This is a genomic window from Limibacillus halophilus (assembly GCF_014191775.1).
GTDB classification, from domain to species: Bacteria; Pseudomonadota; Alphaproteobacteria; order Kiloniellales; family CECT-8803; genus Limibacillus; species Limibacillus halophilus.
This window is the reverse complement of record NZ_JACHXA010000005.1, coordinates 235,528-259,542: the sequence shown is the minus strand read 5'-3', so window position 1 is coordinate 259,542 and position 24,015 is coordinate 235,528. Positions and strand designations below refer to the sequence as shown.

The following is a 24,015-nucleotide window of genomic DNA, read 5'->3' as shown; positions in this document are numbered from 1 at the left end:
TCCAAGATAGGGAATTGATGGGACAAAATGTACCAAAAGGCGGGACTATCGCACTGGTCGTAGCGGCAGGCCGGGGAACCAGAGCAGGCGGCGATGTGCCCAAGCAATATCAGCCACTCGGGGGCCGACCATCGCTGCTCTATTGTTTGGAAACTCTTGTGAACCATCAGGCCATTGACGCGGTACGCGTGGTGATTGGTCCAGACGATTCCAGTATTTACAACGCCTCAGTGCCGAATATCGCCTTGTTAGACCCGATAGTCGGCGGAGCGGAACGCCAGGAATCCGTCCGCCTCGGGTTGGAAAGTTTGGTCGCGCTGGAGCCCCGCCGAGTCATCATACATGATGGTGCACGCCCCTTTATAAATCCTGGCCTTATTGATTGCTTGCTGCAATCGCTGGACAGCTTCAACGGTGCCATTCCAACCATTCCGGTTATCGACACTCTCAAGCGTGGTGATGGTGCGCTTTGTCGAGAAACAGTTCATAGAGAGGGCCTCTACCGCGCACAAACACCACAAGCATTCCAGTTCCAGGAGATTTTAGATGCGCACCAAAGCTGCCGCGGTCAAACCTTGACCGATGATGCCGCCGTCGCGGAAGCCCACGGAATCACCGTAGCCATGGTCGCTGGGGACGAAGACAACATGAAGCTCACCGAGAGCAGAGATTTTATTCGCGCAGAGAAGTTGTTGCGTGCAGCTTTCGAGACACGGAGCGGTCAGGGGTTCGATGTTCACCGCCTCGCGCCAGGGTCCGGCATTATGCTTTGCGGTGTAAACATCCCTTGCGATCTTTCCTTGATCGGCCATTCCGATGCAGACGTCGGATTGCATGCTGTCGTGGACGCGGTCCTAGGGGCCCTCGCGGAAGGCGATATAGGCAGCCATTTCCCGCCAAGCGAGGCGCGTTGGCGCGGCGCGGACTCTTCTTTATTCGTAAAGGAGGCCGTTAGGCTGATGACCACGCGCCATGCTAGACTCTTGCACCTTGATGTCACCTTAATCTGTGAGCGCCCGAAGGTTGGCCCTTACCGGGAGGCAATGCGAGATAGACTAGCGGGGCTATTTGGCGTTCTGCCGCAGCGAATCAGCGTCAAAGCAACCACCACCGAGCAGCTAGGTTTTACTGGGCGTGGTGAAGGAATCGCGGCCCAAGCGCTGGCTACGCTCCATGGTCCCGTGAGGGAAAGTCTATGAGGTCCGCTCATGGCCACAGGAAAATGGGTTGGTACGACCCCGCTCGCTTGCTCGCTACGTGGTTCGGCAGTGGGCTTTTGCCGGGTGCGCCTGGGACCTGGGGATCGCTTGCCGCCCTCCCCTTCGCTGCCGTCATTCTTTGGATCGGCGGAAGCGCGCTTTTGCTTGTCGCCTCGACCCTCGTCTTTCTGATCGGGATATGGGCATCCAACCGCTATGCGGAATCAATTGGCAAGAAAGACCCCGGCGCCGTTGTCATCGATGAAGTGGCTGGACAATGGCTGGCGCTGACACCCGTGTGCCTTGAACCGGTGGGGTTCCTAGTTGGCTTTGCACTGTTCCGAACCTTCGATATTTTGAAAACTTGGCCGGCCAACTGGCTAGAGCGCTCGCTACCTGGCGGATTAGGGATAATGAGTGACGATATGGTTGCCGGTTTCTATTCGGCTATTGGCACCGTTCTTCTTTTAGATTTATTTGGAATTGCAAAGTGTTGGACAGTGACATTCTAGCTTTGGCTGAAGAAGTTATCGTGCGCTGCACAGCACGTTCGGCTACCCTGGCCACGGCGGAAAGCTGCACAGGTGGCTTGATCGGCGCCGCCCTGACCTCAATCGCGGGCTCCTCCGCTGTGGTGGATCGCGGTTTCATCACCTATTCAAACGAAGCCAAGTCCGAACTATTGGACGTTGCGGCGGATTTGATCGCCACTAAGGGTGCGGTGAGTTCCGAGGTCGCCGCTGCAATGTGCAGAGGTGTATTGGCAAAGTGTCCTGTCGATTTCGCCGTGTCTGTAACGGGCATCGCCGGACCTGGTGGCGCGACCCCGGATAAACCCGTGGGCCTCGTCTTTGTTGCTGCGCAGCGCCGCGGTCGTGACCCAGTTGTTACCCGCAATGTATTTCCCGGGAACCGCACGGCGGTGCGGACAGCCTCGGTAGCCACCGCGCTGAATCTGCTGTTGCAGGAACTAAACTAAACGTTTTTCCCGTAGAGCGCTGTCGCCCGCGTTTCAAAAGCGCGCACCATTCGGCGAACGGCTTCATCAAAAAGCGGCTGAATCACTCGCTGCAACAGGCGGGAACGAAATTCAAAGTCCACATAGAAATCGATCAAGCACCCGTCGGGATGGTCTTCAAACACCCAATGATTGTTGAGATAGCGAAAGGGCCCGTCTATATACGACACATGAATTCGTCGAGATTCCGGGTTCAATGTGACCTTGCTTGTGAACCGCTCCCTGAACATTTTAAAACCGATGATCAGGTCCGCGATTATCAAGGCTCCCTCTCGTTTGCGGATGCGCGCCCCGATACACCACGGTAAGAATTCGGGATAACGTTCTACGTCGGCAACCAACTCATAGAGCTGCTCTGGACTATGGGGCAGAACTCGTTTTTCAGCGTGCGTCGGCATGTCCAGCTAGTCTCGTTGGTGCGGGTGAAGGGGGTGACTAACGGTGTTAGCCATCAAACGTCAAGGATAACCTGAGGAATTACGCCAGGAACCCTGATACCGCCTCGAATTTCACCGGGCGTGACCGTGCCGTAGCGCTCGCAAAACACGGGTGGCAAAGGCCGCCCATTTGGCGTCGAGAGCCAAAGCCGCAAAAGGTGTCGCCGGCGCTCCACTTCGGACCAATCCTCATAGGCCGCCCGCGCATGCAAAATCTGATGATTGTGTAATAGCTGAACATCGCCCGGTTGGAAATCCATCGCCAGATAAAGACTTGGGTCATTTGCAAGACTATCCAGATAATCCAGAGCCTCAATCTGCCTGTTCGTCAAACGCGGGATCTCAGGAAAGCGCTGCTGGGCCGCCTCGATGAAATCCCTTGCATAGAACCCAGTGATGCGGTCGCCATATCTATGGAAAACCGGTATCTCGTAATAGGGCCCCTTTCCCTCGGGTACTTCATTCTTCCGATCCAGGACGAAGGGCTCATAGAGGACATTCAGTAAGTCTGGGCGCCTCGCCAGCATCTCATTGTGCAAAGTACTCGAACTGACGATCCTGCTCTCTCCACCTTGTTTGGCAGGACGAAGACAAAGCAGGCCGACAATATCGCAGGAATCCGTATGGAAAGGCTGGCGGTAGTTTGTTTGATAAATCCGTACGGCGGGATCTCGATAGTCTTTGCCAAGGTTTTTCACATGGCCAAGCAAATGCCCGTCTCCATTCTGAGGCACGGGATTCCCAAAATAGAGACCAAGCATCCAATAGACCCACGCGGTCGTTTCGCGATCCCAACGCTCGACCGGCAAGCCACGCAGTAAGATGAAGCCTCTGCCGGTCAGCACCTCTTCGGCGGCGCGTTGGAACTCTGGAAACTTTGGCACCTCCGAAAAATCCGTTTCCTGCAGCTCCTTCCCGGCATGCCGCAGAATCTCAATGGCACTTTCAAATGCCATGATCTGTTCGGTGGTAACTTCGACGATCCAATCACCGCGTCCGGCCATCTCGGGGCCGAACCAGACCCCTGGGCCAACTTCCGCCGCCATTGCGACGGTCGCGGTCATCCCGAGACAGCAGCTAAGCGCTCTTCGCGTGTCCGACGCATCTTCTCGAAATCCTCATCTGCGTGGTACGAAGAGCGCGTCAAAGGTGACGCTGAAACCATCAAAAAGCCCTTGTTGTAGGCTTTCCGTTCAAAAGCCTTGAACTCATCGGGCGGCACGAACCGGTCAACGTGATGGTGCTTGGGAGTCGGTTGCAGATACTGACCAATAGTCAAGAAATCGACGTCGGCCGACCTTAGGTCGTCCATGACTTGGTAGATTTCTTCTTTGGTCTCTCCAAGACCGACCATCAATCCCGATTTCGTAAAAATCGTCGGGTCGATTTGTTTGACTTGGTCTAGTAAACGAATGGAATGGAAGTAACGTGCGCCCGGACGGACGGGTCCATACAAGCGAGGTACCGTTTCCAGATTGTGGTTGAAGACGTCCGGCTTGGCGGAAACCACAACCTCCAACGCTCCATCCTTCCGCAAGAAGTCCGGCGTCAGAATTTCAATGGTCGTATTTGCAGACGCCTCACGAATCGCGAGAATCGTATCGGCAAAGTGACGCGCTCCGCCATCATCCAGGTCATCCCGGTCAACCGAGGTGATAACAACATGCCGGAGACCCAACTCTTTCACCGCCTTGGCAACATTGAAGGGTTCAAAGGGGTCCAACGCGCCTGGTTTACCTGTGGCTACGTTGCAGAAACTGCAGGCGCGGGTACAGATACCGCCCATGATCATCATTGTAGCGTGCCGCTTGGCCCAGCATTCTCCAATATTGGGACAAGCCGCCTCTTCACAAACCGTCGTCAGTTTGTTCTCGCGGACGATCTTGCGGGTTTCGTGATACTCCTTGCTGACAGGCGCTTTTACCCGAATCCAATCCGGCTTTTTGCGGTGAACCGGCTGATCGGGTTTGTGGGCCTTCTCCGGATGGCGAACGCGGAGCTTTTCAATTTCAGCGGACATTGCGAACCTTTATTCCTTGGGTTGTGCCCTAGAAGTGGATCGCCCGACCATAGGCGTCAAGCACGGACTCATGCATCATTTCCGAAAGTGTCGGATGCGGGAAAACCGTATGCATCAGTTCTTGTTCCGTTGTCTCCAGATTCATGGCCACAACATAGCCCTGGATCAACTCAGTCACCTCTGCGCCCACCATATGTGCGCCTAGAAGCTCGCCCGTTTTCTCATCAAACACGGTCTTGACCAGTCCTTGGTCCTCACCCAGAGCAATTGCCTTACCATTCGCTATGAACGGGAAGCGGCCCACTTTAACTTTATGCCCCTTCTCTTTGGCCTTGGCCTCCGTAAGGCCAACACTGGCGATCTGTGGGTGGCAATAGGTACAACCGGGTATCTTCGACTTGTCGAAGGCATGGACATTTCGGCCGGCTATCTTCTCAATACAAACGACACCCTCATGTTCTGCCTTGTGCGCCAGCATCGGCGGGCCCGCCACATCTCCGATAGCATAGACACCAGCGACATTGGTCCGCCCATAGCCATCGGTTACGACACATCCGCGGTCAGTTTTGACTCCCAAAGCCTCCAGCCCCAGATTCTCGATGTTGCCAACGACACCGACAGCGGAAATAACTTTCTCAACAGTAATTTCCTGCGTCTTACCCTTGGCGTCCTCAAGGTGACAGGTGACCGAATCCTTTGCTTTCTTGACCGAAGCCACTTTGGTTCCGGTCAGAATCTTGATGCCCTGCTTTTCAAACTGCTTGCGCGCCAGGCCTGCAATTTCCGCGTCCTCTACCGGCAGCACCTGGTTCATCACCTCTACAACGGTCACTTCGGATCCCATCGTGCGATAAAAAGAAGCAAACTCTATGCCGATTGCCCCAGATCCGATCACCAGTAGCGATTTGGGCAAGGTCTCCGGAACCATGGCCTCGAAATAGGTGAGGATTTGCTTCTTGTCAGGCTCGATACCTGGCAAAGCGCGCGGTCTGGCGCCGGTTGCAACAATGATATGTTTGGCGGCGTACTCGCCCACGGCCTTCCCGTCTTTCGATACGGAAATCTTGCCCTGACCTTGCAGGACCGCCTCACCGTCGATCACCTCGACCTTGTTCTTCTTCAAGAGGTGTCCAACGCCGCCATTCAAGCGCTTAGACACCCCCCGCGAGCGCTGCACCACGGCTTTCATATCGAAGCCGACTTTCTCTGCCGACAAGCCATAGTCCTTGGCGTGGGACATATAGTGAAAAATTTCCGCGCTCCGAAGCAAAGCTTTGGTCGGGATGCAACCCCAGTTGAGACAGATTCCACCAAGGTGTTGCTTCTCTACGATCCCAACCTTCAGGCCTAGCTGCGCCCCGCGAATAGCGGTCACATAACCACCAGGACCGGCACCGATGATGAGTACGTCGAAGCTTTTCTCAGCCATGCGTCTAATTTCTCCGTTCTCAGAGCAACATCGACAGTGGGTCTTCGATCAACACCTTGAAAGCTGCCAGATACTCAGCGCCGACCGCGCCGTCCACGACACGGTGGTCGACGGAAAGAGTGCAGCTCATGACCGTACCGATGGCCAGGGCTCCGTCTTTAACCACAGCGCGCTGCTCCCCGGCACCAACCGCCAGGATGCAACCCTGCGGCGGATTGATAACCGCTTCGAAGTGCTTCACGCCGAACATGCCTAAATTCGAGATGGAAAAGGTACCGCCTTGGTATTCCTCCGGGGTCAGTTTTCCATCGCGGGCTCTAATCGCCAAGTCTTTCATTGCGTTTGATATTTCGGCCAAGCCCTTACCTTCTGCAGCCTTGATGATAGGCGTTATCAAACCGGCGGGCGTTGCCACCGCAACCGATATATCCGCGTGCTTGTAATAGAGGATGCCGCTTTCATCGTATGAAGCGTTGGCCGCCGGGACTTTCTTTAACGCAAGTGCCGCCGCCCGAATTACGAAGTCATTGACCGAAAGCTTATAGGCGTCAGAACGAGAGTTCAGATCCTTACGGACCTTCAATAACTCATCCACCTGGCAATCGACTGTCAGGTAAAAATGCGGGACGGTTTGCTTCGATTCAGTCAGGCGTTTTGCAATCACCTTGCGCATGGAAGTCAGCGGCTCTTGCCTGTACTCCATTCCCAGCATGTCGGCGAGTTGCTTGGCCCCCGGACCGGAAGCCGTAGGCGCCGACGCTGGCGCCGTGACGGCTGTGGTAGCTGCAGTTGCAGGGGTTGCTCCTGGCTGTGAGGCCGCCGTCGTGCCACCCTTGACCGCCGCCTCGACATCCGCTTTGACGATCCGACCGTTGGGACCGCTTCCGCTGATCGTCGACAGTGTCAATCCTGCCTGTTCCGCCATACGTTTTGCGAGGGGGCTGGCCAGAACGCGTTCCTCGCCAGCGCCACTTTTTGGCGCGCTCTGCGGTTGCGTTGCTTGCGCCGCGGGCGCCGTATCCGATTTAGAGGGGGTTGTCTCGGACGGCTCAGGCTTCGACGGTGCCGGACTCTCTCCGCTCCCGGCACCATCCAGGGCGGATTTATCTTCGCCCTCCTCAAGCAGGATTGCGATCACGTCGTTAACGGGAACGCCCTCTGTGCCTTCTGCCACGACAATCTTACCGACAACGCCTTCCTCGACGGCCTCAACCTCCATGGTTGCCTTGTCGGTCTCGATCTCGGCGATGACATCGCCGGAGGCGACTTCATCACCTTCCTTAACCAGCCACTTCGCCAGTTTGCCCTCTGTCATCGTGGGTGATAACGCCGGCATAAGAACCTTCACGGTCATAGTTGGTCCTCCGCGCCCTGGCCACTTCGCTTGAGAAGCCCCAGGCATATCAAAGTCCTAAGATCAATCCGCATAACAAACGGCTTTAGCGGCTGCCACAACATCCTCAGCCTGAGGTAACGCCAGTTTTTCGAGATTGGCCGCATAAGGAAGCGGCACATCCTTACCGCAAACACGTGCGACCGGAGCATCCAACCAGTCAAACGCCTGTTCCATGCAAATGGCGGCGATTTCCGACCCAATGCCGCAGGGCCCCCAACCCTCCTCGACGCTAACGATTCTATTGGTCTTCTTGACCGACTGGATGATTGTTGCCGCATCGAGAGGCCGCAGACTGCGCAGGTCGATGACTTCTGCCTCAATCCCGTCTTCCGCCAGTTTCTCAGCGGCCTGCAATGCCTTGGCCACACAAATTGCGTAGGCAACGATCGTTACGTCGCTGCCTTTGCGAACGACTTTGGCCTTACCAATCGGCACAACCCAATCGTTGCTCTTGGGAACCTCGAACGATTGCCCATAAAGTATCTCATTTTCCAAGAAGACAACGGGATCCGGATCACGAATAGCTGCCTTCAGCAACCCTTTCGCATCGGCGGCACTGTAAGGCGCCACCACCTTGATGCCGGGTATATGCGCATACCAACTCGCATAGTCCTGCGAGTGCTGAGCGGCAACACGTGCTGCGGCACCGTTGGGACCACGGAAAACAATGGGAACGTTCACTTGACCGCCTGACATATAAAGCTGCTTTGCCGCCGAGTTGATGATGTGATCAACCGCCTGCATGGCGAAGTTCCAGGTCATGAATTCGACGATGGGTCTCAACCCGTAATAGGCCGCGCCCGTGCCCAGGCCGGCAAACCCCATCTCGGTTATAGGCGTATCAATGACACGCTTGGCCCCAAACTCCTCCAACAACCCTTGCGTGACCTTATAAGCGCCCTGGTACTCAGCGACCTCTTCACCCATTACAAATACTTTTGAATCGGCACGCATTTCCTCGGCCATCGCGTCGCGCAAAGCCTCGCGCACGGTCAAGGTCTCGGTTTCGCCGTCCCATTCCGGTTCGGGTTCAGGATCACTGCTCTGGGCGGAGACCACCGGCGCAGGCATCGCGGCTGGCGTCGACGCTTCGGCCTCCGCTGCCGCAGCCTTTGGCGCAGCTATGGTTTCACCGCCGCCTGCGCCTTCGAGAGCGCCGGCATCCTCACCTTCCTCCAGCAGCAAAGCGATAGCGGCGTTGACGGCCACACCCTCTGTTCCTTCTGCAACCAATATCTTGCCGAGCTTCCCCTCCTCGACCGCCTCCACTTCCATGGTGGCCTTGTCGGTTTCGATCTCGGCGATAACGTCGCCGGAGGAAATATCGTCCCCCTCCTTAACCAACCACTTTGCCAGCTTGCCTTCCGTCATGGTGGGCGATAGCGCCGGCATCAAAATCTCGATAGGCATCCTGCGGCCTCCCTATATCCTGTTACCGGCTGCCCTAAAGCGGCGCTGCATAAACATCTGTGTAGAGCTCAGACGGATCCGGCTCCTGGCTGTTCTGAGCGAATTCCGCGGCATCTGAGACAATATCTTTCACCTCGCGGTCGATCTTCTTCAACGCATCTTCCTCGCCGAGTTTGTTGTCCAGAATCAGCTTTTTGAGTTGATCTATCGGATCATGCTCGCTGCGCATTTTCTGAACTTCCTCGCGAGACCGATACTTCGCCGGGTCAGACATTGAATGCCCGCGATATCGATAGGTCATGACTTCGAGAATATAGGGCCCCGCGCCACCACGAACCTTCTGGATCACTTCACGTGCGACGTCACGCACTTTGATTACATCCATGCCGTCGGCTTGAACGCCTGGAATGCCGTAAGCCATTCCGCGTTTATAAAGCTCGGTTGATGCAGACGCGCGCTGCACGCTGGTTCCCATTCCGTAGCGGTTGTTCTCGATTACATAGACGATCGGGATTTTCCAGAGCGCGGCCATATTGAAGGATTCGTAAACTTGTCCCTGGTTAACCGCGCCGTCACCCAAGTAGCAGAAATGAACACTGTTCTCGCCCAGATACTTTTGCGCGAAGGCTATGCCGGTGCCAATCGGTACCTGAGCGCCCACTATGCCGTGGCCACCGAAGAAGTTCTTCTCGCGGCTAAACATATGCATGGAGCCACCCTTACCCTTGGAATAGCCGCCGCGCCGGCCAGTCAATTCCGCCATCACGCCCTTGGCGTCCATACCGCAAGCGAGCATGTGGCCATGGCACCGATAGGAAGCCACGACCGAATCGCTTTCCTGCATTGAGGCTTGAATGCCCGTTACGACCGCTTCCTGGCCGATATAAAGGTGACAGAACCCACCTATCAGGCCCATGCCGTACATCTGCCCGGCCTTCTCCTCGAAGCGTCGGATCAGCAGCATGTCGCGGTAATACTTCAGAAGTTCGTCGGCACTGTAATTTGTGGATCCGGCCTTTTGAGTTCGAGACTTTTGGGCCGTTGTGGCTTTGCGGCTTCGCGAACGAGTCGCTCCAGAAGCCGCCTTACTGGCGGCAGCACCACTCTTGGTCGCCATTGGCTCTCCCCGCTTTTGATTGCTGGGCGGCCGCGTCAGGGCGGTCGCGTTCCATAACAATCTCAAAGTAAGGCTAAAAACGACAAATTGCAATGAGCGTTAACTCATTGCAATTGCCGCATTTTCTTTGTTTAACTTGTTATTGGTTATCTTCGCCCGTGACCGGCTCGACAGCACTCTCGCCAGATGCTTCACCGAGCCAAACAACGGCTTCGTCGCCGCTGCCATAATTGAGTAAAAGCCGTGCTCGTTCATCGAGTAAGTCGAGGTCAAGGCTCTCCGGCCTCAAGCCCGCGACCTGTGTCTCTAACTCACGTCGCTCTTTGGCAACGGCAGCCTCTTGGGCTGCAATCTGAGCCAATTCCTTATTTAGCTTCACATAAGACAGGAAACCGCGCTCACCCTGTACAGCGTGATAGCCAAAATACACCACCATACAGGCCGCGAAGGCCTGCAGTGAAACGGCGACACCCCGTTTGCGTATTTCCTGAACCATTGTCATGCCCTTATGGAATCATGAAACGACTCGGAGAACAAGTCAAAAAACTCAATGATTCCAAGAGGATTCAATTTGTTGCTCAGATAGCGCTTTGTTCTGGTTTTGGACTCTCTCTGGAATGCCATCACAACCACATCTTGTGGATCCAGCACGCAGTGAACACAACTCCGGATCTATCAAACGATCTATCAACGGCGCAGAGAAACGCCATTATATCGCCCGGCGCCGCCTAACTCTTCCTCGATTCGAAGGAGCTGATTGTACTTTGCAAGGCGATCAGAGCGCGACAGCGAGCCAGTTTTGATCTGCCCACAGTTCGTTGCAACGGCCAGGTCGGCAATTGTCGAATCCTCGGTTTCTCCGGACCGATGCGACATGACGGCGGTAAAGCCCGCACGATGGGCGGTTTCTACGGCCTCCAATGTTTCACTTAAGGTGCCAATCTGATTGACCTTCACAAGAATCGAATTTGCCGCTGATTCGGCGATGCCCCGGCGCAGGCGCTCGGGATTGGTGACGAACAGGTCGTCTCCCACCAGCTGCACTCTTGAGCCAATTCGCCCGGTAAGGGTCTTCCATCCTTCCCAATCATCTTCGGCCATACCATCTTCTATGGATGCAATGGGGAAGGTTGAACTGAGGTGTTCCAGGTATGCCGCCATTTCCCCGCCATCAAGCTTACGCCCCTCACCCGTCAGGTCGTAGAGACCATCGCGATAAAACTCGGTCGAAGCACAATCCAACGCCAGCAAGACATCTTCGCCCGGGCGATAGCCGGCTTTCTCGATAGACTTCATAACGAAGCCCAAGACTTCCTCGGATGAGCCAATATCAGGGGCAAAGCCACCCTCGTCCCCAACATTCGTATTGTGACCCGCATCGGAAAGCTGATTGCGCAAGGAGTGAAAAACTTCGGCGCCGCAACGTAAGGCCTCGGCAAAGGATTCCTGCCCAACTGGCATAATCATGAACTCTTGAAAGTCCAAGGCATTGTCCGCATGTGCACCGCCGTTGATGATGTTCATCAAGGGAACCGGCAGTGTCCGGGCATAGGCCCCGCCAAGGTAACGATAAAGCGGCAACCCGGCCTCCTCTGCCGCAGCTTTTGCGATTGCCAAGCTGACACCGAGGATAGCGTTGGCCCCCAAGCGGGATTTGTTCGGTGTGCTGTCGAGTTCGATCATCAACTGATCAAGATGAACCTGCTCCTCGGCATCGTAGCCCAGAAGTGCTTCACCGATCTCATCATTGACGGCCTCAACAGCTTTTAAGACCCCTTTCCCGCCATAGCGCTTCTTGTCGCCATCCCGCAATTCGACCGCTTCATGCGCACCCGTTGATGCACCCGACGGTACGGCTGCACGTCCGAAAGCCCCGCTTTCAAGCACCACATCGACTTCAACGGTCGGATTGCCTCGGGAATCCAGGATTTCGCGCGCATGAATGTCGACAATGACGGTCATCTCAGCTCACAGCCTCTTTTCTGAAAGGGGTCCATACATTGGGCGCAGGAATACCCGCTCCGCCCCCTCGGAGCAAGAACGACGGCATGAAGTTGGAAGAAATTGACGCCGTTAGCGCCCGGTTAGATCCGAACGGGATTGGCTTTGGCTATAGCGTCGAGCGCCACCAAAATGGAAAGCACGCCTTCTAGCTCCTTGAGCGGTATCATATTCGGACCATCGGACGGCGCTGAATCGGGATCTTGATGTGTCTCTGCGAAAACACCAGCGACACCGACAGCGATTGCCGCTCTCGCCAATACCGGTGCGAACTCGCGCTGCCCACCCGAAGCCGAACCCTTTCCACCAGGTTGCTGAACTGAGTGGGTCGCGTCGAAAATCACCGGGCTGCCCGTATCACGCGCCATGATTGGTAGGCTCCGCATATCGGCAACGAGCGTATTGTACCCAAACGACGCTCCTCGCTCCGTAACCAACACCCGGTCGTTGCCGGAACCATGGAGCTTGGCCACAACCTGGATCATGTCCCATGGAGCCAGGAATTGACCTTTTTTTACATTGATCGCAGCGCCGGTTTGCGCCGCGGCTACAAGCAAATCGGTCTGGCGGCACAGAAAAGCCGGTATCTGAAGCACATCGACCGCCTCGGCAACCGGCGCACACTGTTCGGCTGCATGGACATCGGTCAGAACCGGGCAAGCGTAAGTCGCCTTGACGTCCGCGAGAATATCAATGCCTTCGGCCATGCCGATCCCACGCACGGCCTTTAGGCTCGTGCGGTTGGCCTTGTCGAACGAGGATTTGTAAATCAAACCGATTCCCAGACGATCGGTGATCTCCTTAATCGACGCACAGGTCTCTAGCGCATGGGCCCGGCTTTCAATCGCACAGGGCCCGGCAATCAGGGTAAAGGGTCTATCATTCGCGACCTCCAGTTCCCCGATTGAAACGCGTTGCGCGGACGTGCCGGACATAATGTATCTCTTCCTGCTCTACATGAGCCTAGATTGTTCAACCGCTGCCTTGATAAAGGCAGTGAAGAGCGGATGTGGGTCGAAGGGCTTCGATTTCAACTCCGGATGAAATTGTACGCCAATAAACCAAGGATGGTCGGCCAGTTCGACAATTTCAGGTAACTCACCATCCGGTGACAAGCCGGAAAAGGTCAAACCGGAACGCTCCAACGCTTCCCGGTAATTGATATTGACCTCGTAGCGGTGGCGATGGCGTTCGGTGATCTCGCGCTCTCCGTAAATATCCAAGACCCGAGAACCGTCGCGCAGTATACAGGAATAGGCGCCAAGGCGCATCGTGCCACCCAATTCGCTGTCGTTGTCCCGTCGTTCGACCCGATTGCCACGGGTCCATTCAGTCAACAATCCAACGATCGGATCTTTTGGGGTCCCGAATTCAGATGATCCCGCGCCCGGAAAGCCTGCCAGGCTTCGCGCTGCTTCGATGACCGCCATCTGCATTCCGAAACAAATGCCGAAATAGGGGACTTGCCGCTCGCGCGCGAAACCGGCCGCCTTGATTTTGCCTTCGCTCCCCCGCTCTCCAAAACCGCCGGGGACGAGGATTCCATGCACGTCTTCCAAATGCTGGATTGCGCCGTCTTCCTCAAAAATCTCCGAATCAAGCCAGTTGATCTTGACCTTGACGTTGTTGGCAATACCGCCGTGTGTCAGGGCTTCGGCCAATGATTTATAGGAATCTATCAAACTGGTATACTTGCCAACTACGCCAATTGTCACCTCACCGTCGGGCTGGCGCACTCGCTCGACGACACCGTCCCACACTGTAAGATCAGGCTCCTTGACGTCCAATCCAAAGTGTCGGCAAACCTCCGTATCCAGTCCTTCCTCATGATAGGCCCGTGGAACTGCGTAGATGCTGTCAACGTCGAGAGCTTGAATCACTGCCTCGGGTCGCAAGTTACAGAACAAGGCGATCTTGCGCCGCTCGCCCTCGTCGATCGGCTGCTCGGTGCGGCAAACTAAAACCTCCGGACGAATACCGACGGATTGCAGTTCCTTCACGGAGTGCTGAGTTGGCTTCGTCTTCAATTCACCTGCGGTCTTGATATAGGGCAAGAGGGTCAGGTGAATGAATAAAGCCCGTTCGCGCCCCAGCTCGTTGCCAAGCTGTCGGATCGCCTCGAGAAACGGTAGACCTTCGATGTCGCCGACGGTTCCGCCGATCTCGCAAACGATAAAATCCTCATCGTCAATATCGCCGAGAACGAACTCTTTGATGGCATCTGTTACATGAGGAATGACCTGTACCGTTGCGCCGAGATAATCGCCGCGGCGTTCTCGGGCGATCACCTTCGAGTAAATCTGACCAGTGGTTACATTATCGCTCTTGCGTCCAGGAACACCGGTGAAGCGTTCGTAGTGACCAAGGTCGAGGTCCGTCTCAGCTCCGTCATCGGTCACGTAAACCTCACCATGTTGGGTGGGGCTCATCGTACCGGGGTCGACGTTCAGGTAGGGGTCAAGTTTACGCAGCCGAACCTTAAAGCCTCGAGCCTGCAACAGCGCGCCCAGCGCTGCCGAACAAAGACCCTTACCCAAGGAGGAGACCACGCCGCCAGTTATGAATATGAATCGCGCCATGGAAGGACACTATCGGGCCTAAACCCCTGCAGGGCAAGCCTCGCCTCTCTACTGGTTAACCAAAGCATTCTCTTTTGTGGAAGCGAACGCCTAACACATTGAAACTAGGCCAATTCCAATTTTTAGAACCAACCCCGACAATTAACGACAGTCAGCAAAACGCCGGGGCAGACAACCACCCCGGCGCGACTCGGCACTTCCAGTATCTTACTGCACCGGAACTTGCGAACTGCCACCTTCCTGACCACCAGCCGGAGCTCCCTCGGCAGGGACACTTTCCAGCGGACGCAACGGCTGTAGATCGCTACCACCGCCTAAGTTATCTAGGATTGATCGCTGCTCGCCGCCGCCGCCAGAGAGAATTGTCAGCGCAATGCTTGTCATCATGAAGGCAGCCGCCAGAACGGCGGTAGAACGCGTTAAAAGGTTTGCGGTACCGCGGCCGGTCAAAAATCCGCCACCGCCGCCGCCGCCGCCGCCGCTGCCACCGATACCCAATCCGCCGCCTTCGCTGCGTTGGAGCAACACGACGATGATTAGGGCCAGGGTGATCAGCAGATGTATTACAAGAATGATCGAGAACATGAGCCCAACGCTTCTCTTCAATAGTTACAAGGCCGCGCAGCCTAAAGTCGGAGGCGGTCTCCATCTCCTCTCTAGGTAAGGAGTGTTCGGCGGGTATTTAACCGCTTTGACCGCCGATTGCTAGGGGCAAGCCTGCGCAATAGCCCAAAAATCTTCGGCAACAAGACTAGCGCCACCAACCAACGCGCCATCTACGTCTAGTAACTGCAGCAGTTCACCTGCATTTGCCGGCTTTACCGAACCGCCATAGAGAATTCGGCAACGCGCAGCATAATCAGCACCCCGCACCTCGCCCGTGACCTTCCGAATGGCCTCATGCATACGTGCAACGTCTTCTGGCGTCGCACTTCGCCCTGTGCCGATTGCCCATACCGGCTCATACGCCAGCACAGCCTCTCCGTCGTCTGGCAGTGAACCTCGAATTTGATCGGCCACACAGGCCTCGGCCTGCCCCGCTTCCCGTTCTTCCAAGCTTTCACCAACGCAGATCACCGGTGTCATTCCCGCTGCCTGGGCGGCACGGGCTTTTTGTCGTATCACTGTATTGCTCTCGGCATGATCGTTGCGCCGCTCTGAGTGGCCGACAATCACAAACCGGCATCCCAGATCCGCTAGCATCGCAGCAGAGATATCGCCTGTATGCGCGCCCTTCGGTTCACAATGGCAATCCTGCCCACCCAACGCTATACCCGAACCCGAAAGTAACGTGGCCAGCGGTGAAATCAGCGTCGCTGGCGGTGCTATCAACAAATCACAGTTCACGGAATTGGAAGCTTGTAAATTGACTAATGCTTCCGCCAGAGCGGTCCCTTCTGCCAGAAGTCCGTTCATTTTCCAGTTTCCGGCAATAAGTTTGCGTCGCATGGCTCAAACCCTTCGTACTATCATGTTCCGCAAACGAGGTAGCACAGCGATAGGTCCAAAGCCAGTACACTACCGGCGTTGAATCTTTGCTTGTTGCCGGGTTAGCTTGGCCTCACTAAGATGCGCGCCGGTCGGTCCACAGGATAGTCCCGATGGGGGATCGCCAGCTAGGTGAAGGCTATACTGCGGTAACAAAAGCTGAACCGGCGGCTTGGGCAGAAGATAAGAAAGGACCTCTCCTCGATGCTCATGAAAATGCGCAGCAAGGGTGCGAAATTCGTAACCTTTATACTGTTTGGGCTTTTGATCCTCAGTTTCGTGGTCTGGGGCATTGGCGATATCTTCCGCACCGTCGGCGTCGATACCACAGTGGTAACGGTCGGCGACCGTGAGGTGACACAGCAGGAGTTCGCAACCAATCTGCAGCAAGAGGTACGTCGAACGCAGCAGGCCCTGGGCCGTACAATCGGCCAGGAGGAGATTCAGACCTTTGGACTGGCAAAGCGTGCGTTGGATCGTATTGTTACCCAAGCTGTGTTTGATTCACTGGCCGATGATTTGGGTATGGCCGTAAGTGAAGCGCAGATCGAGGAGCGTTTGCGGAACGATCCGAACTTCAAGGGCCCTGATGGAAAGTTCGATCCCAACATCGTACGTAGCGCTTTACGGGCGAACAACCTTTCGGAATCTGGATTTGTCCGCAGTCTTAGCGATGGCACCAAACGTCAGCAGGTCCTTGATTCGAGCATGTCCGCGGTCAAGCTTCCCGGTTTTGTAGCCGAGCGCCTGTTCGCCTATGAAGAAGAGAAGCGCGTCGGGCGCTACGTTGTCGTTTACAACAACAGCTTTGTCGATGTGCCAGACCCCGATGAAGTCACGCTCCAGAGCTACTACAACGACAACAAACAGTCCTTTCTCTCGCCTGAATACCGATCAGCGACAATCATCCGCTTTACCGCCGAGGATTTGGTCGACGAAGTCAGCGTGACCGAGGAAGCGCTGTTGGCGGCCTACGAGGAACGCCGCGAGGAATTCAACGACCCCGAAAAACGCAGCATCACTCAGCTTGTCGTTCCCGATAACGAAACGGCCGATAAAGTCCTCGCGCTGGTCGAAAACGGTAAGACTCTGGAGGAAGCCGCAACCGAATTGGCAGTCGGAACACCGGTCACTCTAGGTGAGATCGTGCCAGGTGAACTGCCGGAGAATCTGGAGAAAACGGCATACGCACTAAGGAATGGAGAGGTCGGCGGGCCCGCAGAATCGCCTCTTGGATTTCATATCGTGCGCGTCGACAACATCGTACCGGGTGTGCAACGCGGTTTCGAAGAGGTCCGCGATCAAGTTGAACGTGACCTCCGGCTTCGCGAAGCCGTCGATACGCTGGTTTCCATCGCAAACTCGCTGGATGATACGCTCGCCTCGGGTGCGAGTTTGGAGGATGCGGCCCGTGATTTGAACCTACCGATCGAGAGCTTCGATGCGATCGACCGATTCGGCAGGGATCGTGATCAAGAACCGATTGCGTTCCTTGAACCACGCAATCGAATCGTAGGCACCGTTTTCGAAACCAACGCCAATGAAGAAAGCATTGTCACGGATACCGGTGACAACGGCTATTACGTCGTGCGCGTCAACGGCATCACACCCCAGGCCGAGCAACCGCTGGACGCTGTCCGTGAGCAGGTCCTGCGGGCATGGAAACGCCAAGAACGGGAGCGCCTTGCCGAAGAGCTTGCCAAGGCGATTGTCGCAAAGGTTCAAGAAGGGGTAACCCTTGATGCCGCGATCAAGGCTGTCGATGCGCCCGACACCGCCAATCTGGCGGTAGAGGAAACATCCCCCGTCAAGCGTGACGAGCGAAGCGGCGAGAAAGTGCCGTCCCCGCAGTTCACCCGCAGCCTATTTGCCCTTGCACCGGGAGACACCGAAACGACACAAGGGCAACTCAGTCAGATAGTCGTTCAATTGAAGGAGGTCATACCGGCTGACCCGCAAAGCGGGACGGCTGACCTCGAAGCCATCGAGGCCGCGACCGCCATTGATATGGAAGGGGATTTGTTCGTACAGCTTATGGGCGCCTTGCGGCAACACTACGGCGTTAGTGTCAACCAGCAGCAGGTCAATCAATTGCTTTCAAATTACTTCTGAAGGTCTTAACCCGATGACTGCCGCCACCACACCCGAAGATTTCTGCAAAGCCTACGACGACGGCAGACCTCAGGTCTTATCTCTAACGTTGATGGCCGACTTGGAGACACCGGTTTCCGCATTCATAAAGCTGACCGACGGGCAGCGGTACCGCTGTTTGTTTGAGTCGGTCGAGGGCGGCAAGACGATCGGACGCTATTCCTTTATTGGGTTGAAACCCGATGTGATCTGGCGCTGCAAGGACGGCAAGGCGGAAATCAACCGTAGTGCCCGCGCCATGCCTGATGCTTTTGAGTCCGTCACGGAAGATGCGCTGACCAGCCTGCGCGGATTGATCGACGAGAGCCGCATTACCCTGCCCGAAGGGTTCCCGCCAATGGCCTCTGCTCTGATCGGGTACTTCGGCTATGACATGATCCGGCTTTTCGAGCGCATTCCGGCAACAAACAAGGATGTTCTGGGGGTTCCAGATTCTTTGTTTCTGAGGCCGACGATCGTGGCCGTTTTCGACCGTCTCGAAGATCGTATTACGGTTTTCACACCGGTTTGGCCGGATGCAGGCATCAACGGTGCCCAGGCCTTTGCAGAAGCACAAACCCGGTTGAACGAGGTTGCATCCGACTTTGAGCGCTCGCTCCATGATCGGCGTATGCCGGTCGTCGGCGCAGCAACATCGCTTCCCGAACCAAAGGCCAATATGGCGCGAACGGCATACCATGCCATGGTGGAGAAAGCGAAAGAGTACATCCTGGCCGGCGATATATTCCAGGTCGTGCCATCCCAACGCTTTGCGCTGCCGTTCGACCTACCGCCCCTGAGCCTTTATCGGTCTCTGCGACGGCTTAACCCCTCGCCTTTCCTGTTCTTCTTGGAACTCGATGACCTCGCGATCGTCGGTTCAAGCCCCGAGATCCTTGTCAGGTTACGTGGGCCGCAGGTCACGATACGACCCATCGCCGGAACCCGCCGCAGAGGCCAGACGCCTGAGGAAGACAAAGCGCTCGCCGCAGACCTTCTGAGTGATCCCAAGGAACTGGCGGAGCATCTGATGTTGCTAGATCTAGGACGCAACGACGTCGGTCGCGTCGCTGAGATCGGCAGTGTGAAGGTGACCGAACGAAACACTATCGAGTATTACAGCCACGTCATGCACATCGTATCCAACGTCATCGGCAAACTGAACCCGAACCACGATGCCTTGGATGCCTTGGCTGCCGGATTCCCTGCCGGCACTGTGTCGGGTGCACCGAAGGTCCGCGCGATGGAGATCATCGAGGAGTTGGAGCAAGAGCGCCGCGGCATCTATGCGGGCGCTGTCGGCTATTTCGGCGCCAATGGCGATATGGATACTTGCATCGCCCTCCGGACAGCCGTGATCAAGGGCGGCACTATGTACGTTCAGGCTGGCGGCGGAGTCGTGGCGGATAGCGATCCTGAGGCGGAATACCAAGAAAGCTGCAACAAGGCCCGCGCCTTGATTCGCGCGGCGGAAGAAGCTGTGGCCTTCGCTAAGAACCGCGGATGAGGCTGTAAAGCACCCTTTCCGCTCCTAGTCGTTCATCCAACGCCTTCCAAACGCTTAGCAATCACGCTGATCGGCACGATATCAAAGCCCCTTGCCCTTGCTATCGGAAGCCAGGCACGTATTACATCCAGCGTGAATGTCTGGGGATGGCCTATCCCAATGGCGAACCCCTTTGCCTTCGCGCGCTGCTCCAACAGAGCGAGTTGGCGCCTCACCTCCTCAGATGTCGGGATGTGATCCAGAAAGATATCCCGCTCCAGCACGGTCAAGCCCACCCGTCGAGCCTCGGCTGCCGCCACACTGCTACCGGTGGTCATGGAATCCAGAAAGATTAGACCACGCTTGCGCAGCGCAAGCGCGACCCGTCGCATGCCAACTCTGTTTCGGGTAAAGCGGCTACCCATATGATTGTTGAGCCCAACGAACCCTTTGAAACGATTGAGACCCCATTCAAGGCGTCGATCCAATTCCGTCTCCGACAATCCAACCATAAGAGCATTTGGACCCGGGTCATTGCGCTTTAAGTCATCGGGCTCCATTGGAAAATGCAGCAGCAATTCATGCCCACGCCCAAGCGCTTGCTGAGACAATTCCTCAAGGTTGTCCGCATAGGTCATAAACGCCAATGTCAGCGGTGCTGGCATTTCCACAGCCATCTTGGCGCCCCCGTGGTTTACGCCAACATCGTCGATAACAATAGCGATCCAAGGTTTGGTCGGATCCGCGTCATAACTGACCGCAAACTGTTTCCAGCTATCTAAAGCGCTATTGGTTACGGTCGGCGAATGTTGCGTTTCCGAAGGTCTTGTTGGCTGCACCAGGTCTTCGGTTTCCGGAGGTAAGGCCGCCGAAACCTTAAGGGTATCCAACATGCCATCCGATGGCGGGATTAATGGAAGCGGGAATGGCACATCGAGCTCAGTACCGCGGGACACTTCAATCGGATTTGAGTTTTGCACCGGAGCCTGCATCAACACCTTCACCCGCAAGTCCTGCGCCGTGTGAGATGGTCCAAATGGCACCGAAATGAAAAAGCCCGCAAGCCAAACAAGCTTTAAATAAGCCATCGGCTTATTTGACGCTCCAGTTTCTCTGCTAAGCTTCTGACATGGCTCTTCAGTGTCTAGGATCGAAATCGGCACACTGCCAGTAGTATGCTCGTGTCGTGCCGCGCCACGATACTTGGTGTGCTCCACCCTTGCCCCCTCCGGTCAAATCGCTCCCGATTCGCGGAGGAATTATATCATGCCTAGGCCGCAAGTCCTTCAAGCGTCGCTGGTTTTTCCCTCAAGGCCTTCCAGGATTGGGCAGTCTGGGCGGTCATCTCCGTGGCAATTCTCCATCAGGTGCGACAGAGTGCCTCGAATCGACCGCAATTCCGCGATCTTTTCATCAATTCTCCGCAGATGTTCTGCCGCCACTTGCTTCACTTGCGCACTGTTGCGATCGCGATCATTCCACAGCGCAAGCAGATCCTCCACCTGAGCTACGGTGAATCCCAGACCCCGCGCCCTTGAAATAAATCGCAGGGTTTCCAACTCATGATGACCATAATCCCGATACCCGCTAATTGTGCGAGATGCTGCATCGATGAGGCCAATTTCTTCGTAATAGCGAATTGTCTTTGACGGAACGCCGGTACGTCGTGAAACCTCGCCTATTCGCATGTCCGTGGTTCCTTTGCCGAAAAGAACATCAACCATTCAAGATACGATATCTGGCTTCCAGTAGCTGGAAGGTCAAGGGTTCTTTCCACGGCCCTGAAATCGCTGCTATAAAGGCAGACCCGAACCGGATTTGAGCCGGAAACACTTCTCTATAAGGCATTGTTATGTTTGCGCTGATAGATAACTACGACAGCTTCACCTATAACCTCTTCCACTTCCTGGGAGAACTTGGGGCTGAAGTTCGCGTATGGCGCAACGATGCTATTACGGTAAAGGACCTAGCCGCCATCAAGCCGCAAGGGATCATCTTATCGCCGGGCCCTTGTGATCCTGATAAAGCAGGCATTTGCCTAGAGGTTGTCAAACAACTGGGCGGCAAGGTGCCGTTACTGGGTGTGTGTCTCGGGCACCAGGCCATAGGGCAGGCTTATGGCGGCCAGGTCGTGCGGGCCGCTGTTCCGATGCATGGGAAGCTCAGCTCTATATCGCACGAGAGCAACGGCGTGTTTTCCGGGTTGCCGTCTCCCTTCGCCGCGACACGGTACCATTCGCTAACGGTTGAGCGGACATCGCTCCCCGAGGTTCTAGAGGTGACAGCGGAGACGGAAGACGGCCTCATCATGGGGCTTCAACACCGGGACTTACCAGTACATGGCGTACAGTTCCATCCGGAATCGATTGCCTCGGAGCATGGCTACAAACTACTGGGCAATTTCCTGCGCCTTGCCGGACACAACGCCGTACGTGACGTCGCCTGACAAGGATACGAGAGCATGCCAGCAAGCAGCAATGACCTGAAACCGCTCATTGCGCGTGTGGCCGATGGCCACAGCCTGAGTGAAACCGAAGCTGAATCGGCCTTTGACATTATGATGTCTGGTGCCGCTACCCCTACCCAAATCGGCGGCTTTCTAATGGCGCTTCGTGTTCGGGGCGAAACAGTGCCGGAGATTACCGGTGCGGCACGCGCCATGCGCGCGAAGATGGATCGTATCGTCGCACCACCGGAATCTCTGGATACCTGCGGCACGGGTGGCGACGGCAAGGGAACACTCAATATCTCAACAGCGATTGCCTTCGTCGTGGCGGCTTGCGGCGTCCCCGTCGCTAAGCACGGAAATCGGGCTGCGTCATCGAAGAGCGGTGCCTCCGATGTGCTGACGGCATTGGGCGTCAACATCGATGCAGACAAGACTAAGGTTGAAAAGGCACTCAAGCAGGCAGGAACGGCATTTCTCGCAGCGCCGCGTTATCACAGTGCCATGCGGCACGTTGGCCCATCACGGGCTGAATTGGGGACGCGGACGATCTTTAATCTGCTCGGTCCACTCTGCAACCCGGCGGGCGTGAAACGCCAAGTAATTGGCGTATTCTCACCCGATTGGGTCCTGCCATTGGCGCAAGTTCTACGGGAACTTGGGAGCGAGGCCGCATGGGTTGTTCATGGTGATTCCGGCCTCGACGAGATCTCGATCACCGGGCCGACCCAGGTTGCGGAACTCAAGGACGGCAAAATCCGCGAATTCCAAGTCACACCAGAAGACGCGGGCTTATCACGTAGCCCGCTGGAAACTATTCTTGGTGGAACCGGAGAAGAGAACGCGAAAGCCCTCTCCTCCTTACTCGCTGGCGAGAAGAGCGCCTACCGGGATACCGTCCTCCTCGGTAGCGCAGCGGCACTCCTCGTTGCCGGAAAGGTCGACGATCTCAAGTTGGGTGCTACGAAGGCCGCGGCCGCTATCGATAGCGGCAAAGCCGCAGCCGTTCTCAAGCAGATGGCGGAAATAAGCCGGGAGGGCGCCGAGTGAGCGACGTACTGACAAAGATTTGCGCTGATAAAACCAAGCATATTGCGGCAATGAAGGCCCAAAACAGCCTGGCTTTCTTGGAAGCGAAGGCAAAGGCCCATCCAGCACCTCGGGGGTTTGCAAAGGCTCTCGCCAAGGCGGCGACGACGCATGGTTACGGGTTGATTTGTGAAATTAAGAAAGCCTCTCCCTCCAAAGGGCTTATCCGGGCCGACTTCGATCCCTGTTCGTTGGCAAAAGCTTATGAGGAGGGTGGCGCAACCTGCCTTTCGGTGCTGACCGACGAACCCTATTTCCAAGGCGCTGATCATTACCTTGAGGAAGCGCGGAGGGCTACAAATCTCCCGGCGCTCCGCAAAGATTTCATGCTCGACCCTTATCAGATCGTCGAATCGCGCGCGTTGGGCGCAGATTGCGTCCTGCTGATAATGGCTGCTCTGGAAGACGCTCAGGCCGAGGAACTGGAAACGACAGCCATCGAATTTGGCATGGATGTCCTGCTTGAGGTTCATGATCGCACCGAACTGGACCGCGCCTTGGCGTTACAATCGCCGCTGATTGGTATTAACAACCGAAACCTCAAAACACTGGAGGTTGATCTCGCAACGACGGAGCAGCTGGCCCCAAACGTGCCGAGTGACAGGTATTTGATATGTGAAAGCGGGCTTTACAGCACACAAGACCTGAACCGCATGACTGCTGTCGGAGCCACCGCGTTCTTGATCGGCGAATCTTTGATGCGCCAACCTGACGTTATAGCGGCAACCCGGGCGCTGGTGCCCCAGTCCCTCTCCGAAAGCGCCTGAATC

General features: G+C 56.0%; 23 protein-coding genes. 8 read left to right on the top strand and 15 right to left on the bottom strand.

Annotation, left to right across the window (positions count from 1 at the left end):
- Positions 1-17: 17 nt before the first annotated feature.
- From FHR98_RS10990 to FHR98_RS10980, 3 genes are read left to right on the top strand one after another with little or no spacing between them, the layout of a single operon-like run.
- Complete coding sequence (locus FHR98_RS10990) at positions 18-1,199, top strand: bifunctional 2-C-methyl-D-erythritol 4-phosphate cytidylyltransferase/2-C-methyl-D-erythritol 2,4-cyclodiphosphate synthase (RefSeq protein ID WP_183416731.1); 1,182 nt, start codon at positions 18-20, stop codon at positions 1,197-1,199.
- Positions 1,196-1,711, top strand: a complete 516-nt coding sequence (locus FHR98_RS10985) for a phosphatidylglycerophosphatase A family protein (RefSeq protein WP_183416730.1) — start codon at positions 1,196-1,198, stop codon at positions 1,709-1,711. Before FHR98_RS10990 ends, FHR98_RS10985 begins: the two co-directional genes overlap by 4 nt.
- Positions 1,690-2,178: a CinA family protein gene (locus FHR98_RS10980; RefSeq protein WP_183416729.1), complete on the top strand. Its 489-nt coding sequence runs from the start codon at positions 1,690-1,692 to the stop codon at positions 2,176-2,178. The genes FHR98_RS10985 and FHR98_RS10980 overlap by 22 nt, the downstream gene beginning before the upstream one ends.
- Here the strand turns inward: FHR98_RS10980 and FHR98_RS10975 are convergent.
- The 13 genes from FHR98_RS10975 to tpiA all read right to left on the bottom strand — a co-directional run bounded on the left by FHR98_RS10975 (position 2,175) and on the right by tpiA (position 16,055).
- The gene (locus FHR98_RS10975) at positions 2,175-2,615 is read right to left on the bottom strand and encodes a type II toxin-antitoxin system RatA family toxin (RefSeq protein ID WP_183416728.1); all 441 of its coding nucleotides are present in this window, start codon (positions 2,613-2,615) and stop codon (positions 2,175-2,177) included. The genes FHR98_RS10980 and FHR98_RS10975 overlap by 4 nt on opposite strands.
- Positions 2,616-2,668: 53 nt before the next feature.
- Positions 2,669-3,718 carry a TauD/TfdA family dioxygenase gene (locus FHR98_RS10970; protein WP_183416727.1) on the bottom strand — a complete coding sequence of 350 codons (1,050 nt, stop codon included), beginning with the start codon at positions 3,716-3,718 and terminating at the stop codon, positions 2,669-2,671.
- On the bottom strand, positions 3,715-4,674 hold the full coding sequence (gene lipA, locus FHR98_RS10965) for a lipoyl synthase (RefSeq protein WP_183416726.1): 960 nt from the start codon (positions 4,672-4,674) through the stop codon (positions 3,715-3,717). Before lipA ends, FHR98_RS10970 begins: the two co-directional genes overlap by 4 nt.
- A 28-nt stretch (positions 4,675-4,702) precedes the next feature.
- The gene (gene lpdA, locus FHR98_RS10960; protein ID WP_183416725.1) at positions 4,703-6,103 is read right to left on the bottom strand and encodes a dihydrolipoyl dehydrogenase; all 1,401 of its coding nucleotides are present in this window, start codon (positions 6,101-6,103) and stop codon (positions 4,703-4,705) included.
- 19 nt (positions 6,104-6,122) lie between these two features.
- Positions 6,123-7,457: a pyruvate dehydrogenase complex dihydrolipoamide acetyltransferase gene (locus FHR98_RS10955; RefSeq protein ID WP_183416724.1), complete on the bottom strand. Its 1,335-nt coding sequence runs from the start codon at positions 7,455-7,457 to the stop codon at positions 6,123-6,125.
- Between the two features lie 63 nt (positions 7,458-7,520).
- Positions 7,521-8,909, bottom strand: coding sequence for a pyruvate dehydrogenase complex E1 component subunit beta (locus FHR98_RS10950; RefSeq protein ID WP_183416723.1), 1,389 nt, complete (start codon positions 8,907-8,909; stop codon positions 7,521-7,523).
- A gap of 34 nt (positions 8,910-8,943) precedes the next feature.
- Entirely contained in the window at positions 8,944-10,026 is a 1,083-nt protein-coding gene (pdhA, locus tag FHR98_RS10945; RefSeq protein ID WP_183416722.1) for a pyruvate dehydrogenase (acetyl-transferring) E1 component subunit alpha, read from the bottom strand.
- Positions 10,027-10,165: 139 nt separating this feature from the next.
- Positions 10,166-10,522 carry an FtsB family cell division protein gene (locus FHR98_RS10940; RefSeq protein ID WP_246377713.1) on the bottom strand — a complete coding sequence of 119 codons (357 nt, stop codon included), beginning with the start codon at positions 10,520-10,522 and terminating at the stop codon, positions 10,166-10,168.
- A 191-nt stretch (positions 10,523-10,713) separates the two neighbouring features.
- On the bottom strand, positions 10,714-11,988 hold the full coding sequence (eno, locus tag FHR98_RS10935; RefSeq protein ID WP_183416721.1) for a phosphopyruvate hydratase: 1,275 nt from the start codon (positions 11,986-11,988) through the stop codon (positions 10,714-10,716).
- 122 nt (positions 11,989-12,110) lie between these two features.
- On the bottom strand, positions 12,111-12,962 hold the full coding sequence (gene kdsA / locus FHR98_RS10930) for a 3-deoxy-8-phosphooctulonate synthase (RefSeq protein WP_183416720.1): 852 nt from the start codon (positions 12,960-12,962) through the stop codon (positions 12,111-12,113).
- A gap of 18 nt (positions 12,963-12,980) precedes the next feature.
- Complete coding sequence (pyrG, locus tag FHR98_RS10925; RefSeq protein WP_183416719.1) at positions 12,981-14,606, bottom strand: CTP synthase; 1,626 nt, start codon at positions 14,604-14,606, stop codon at positions 12,981-12,983.
- 207 nt (positions 14,607-14,813) lie between these two features.
- Positions 14,814-15,191 carry a preprotein translocase subunit SecG gene (gene secG, locus FHR98_RS10920; protein WP_183416718.1) on the bottom strand — a complete coding sequence of 126 codons (378 nt, stop codon included), beginning with the start codon at positions 15,189-15,191 and terminating at the stop codon, positions 14,814-14,816.
- 120 nt (positions 15,192-15,311) lie between these two features.
- Positions 15,312-16,055 carry a triose-phosphate isomerase gene (gene tpiA / locus FHR98_RS10915; protein WP_183416717.1) on the bottom strand — a complete coding sequence of 248 codons (744 nt, stop codon included), beginning with the start codon at positions 16,053-16,055 and terminating at the stop codon, positions 15,312-15,314.
- Positions 16,056-16,298: 243 nt separating this feature from the next.
- Here tpiA and FHR98_RS10910 point away from each other — a divergent pair, with 243 nt between their 5' ends.
- Both FHR98_RS10910 and trpE read left to right on the top strand, forming a co-directional pair.
- Entirely contained in the window at positions 16,299-18,206 is a 1,908-nt protein-coding gene (locus FHR98_RS10910) for a SurA N-terminal domain-containing protein (RefSeq protein ID WP_183416716.1), read from the top strand.
- A gap of 13 nt (positions 18,207-18,219) precedes the next feature.
- Positions 18,220-19,731 (top strand): anthranilate synthase component I, encoded by a 1,512-nt coding sequence (gene trpE / locus FHR98_RS10905; protein WP_183416715.1) that lies wholly within the window; start codon positions 18,220-18,222, stop codon positions 19,729-19,731.
- A gap of 32 nt (positions 19,732-19,763) precedes the next feature.
- Here the strand turns inward: trpE and FHR98_RS10900 are convergent, their stop codons facing one another.
- Entirely contained in the window at positions 19,764-20,603 is an 840-nt protein-coding gene (locus FHR98_RS10900) for a divergent polysaccharide deacetylase family protein (protein WP_183416714.1), read from the bottom strand.
- 393 nt (positions 20,604-20,996) lie between these two features.
- Complete coding sequence (gene cueR / locus FHR98_RS10895) at positions 20,997-21,398, bottom strand: Cu(I)-responsive transcriptional regulator (protein WP_183416713.1); 402 nt, start codon at positions 21,396-21,398, stop codon at positions 20,997-20,999.
- Between the two features lie 164 nt (positions 21,399-21,562).
- On the opposite strand from cueR, the gene FHR98_RS10890 reads away from it, so the two are divergent.
- Genes FHR98_RS10890 through trpC form a run of 3 tightly spaced genes read left to right on the top strand, consistent with a single transcriptional unit; the run spans position 21,563 to position 24,012 of the window.
- The gene (locus FHR98_RS10890; protein ID WP_183416712.1) at positions 21,563-22,156 is read left to right on the top strand and encodes an anthranilate synthase component II; all 594 of its coding nucleotides are present in this window, start codon (positions 21,563-21,565) and stop codon (positions 22,154-22,156) included.
- 15 nt (positions 22,157-22,171) lie between these two features.
- Positions 22,172-23,206, top strand: a complete 1,035-nt coding sequence (trpD, locus tag FHR98_RS10885; protein ID WP_183416711.1) for an anthranilate phosphoribosyltransferase — start codon at positions 22,172-22,174, stop codon at positions 23,204-23,206.
- Positions 23,203-24,012, top strand: a complete 810-nt coding sequence (gene trpC, locus FHR98_RS10880; RefSeq protein ID WP_183416710.1) for an indole-3-glycerol phosphate synthase TrpC — start codon at positions 23,203-23,205, stop codon at positions 24,010-24,012. The genes trpD and trpC overlap by 4 nt, the downstream gene beginning before the upstream one ends.
- The last annotated feature ends 3 nt before the right edge of the window (positions 24,013-24,015 follow it).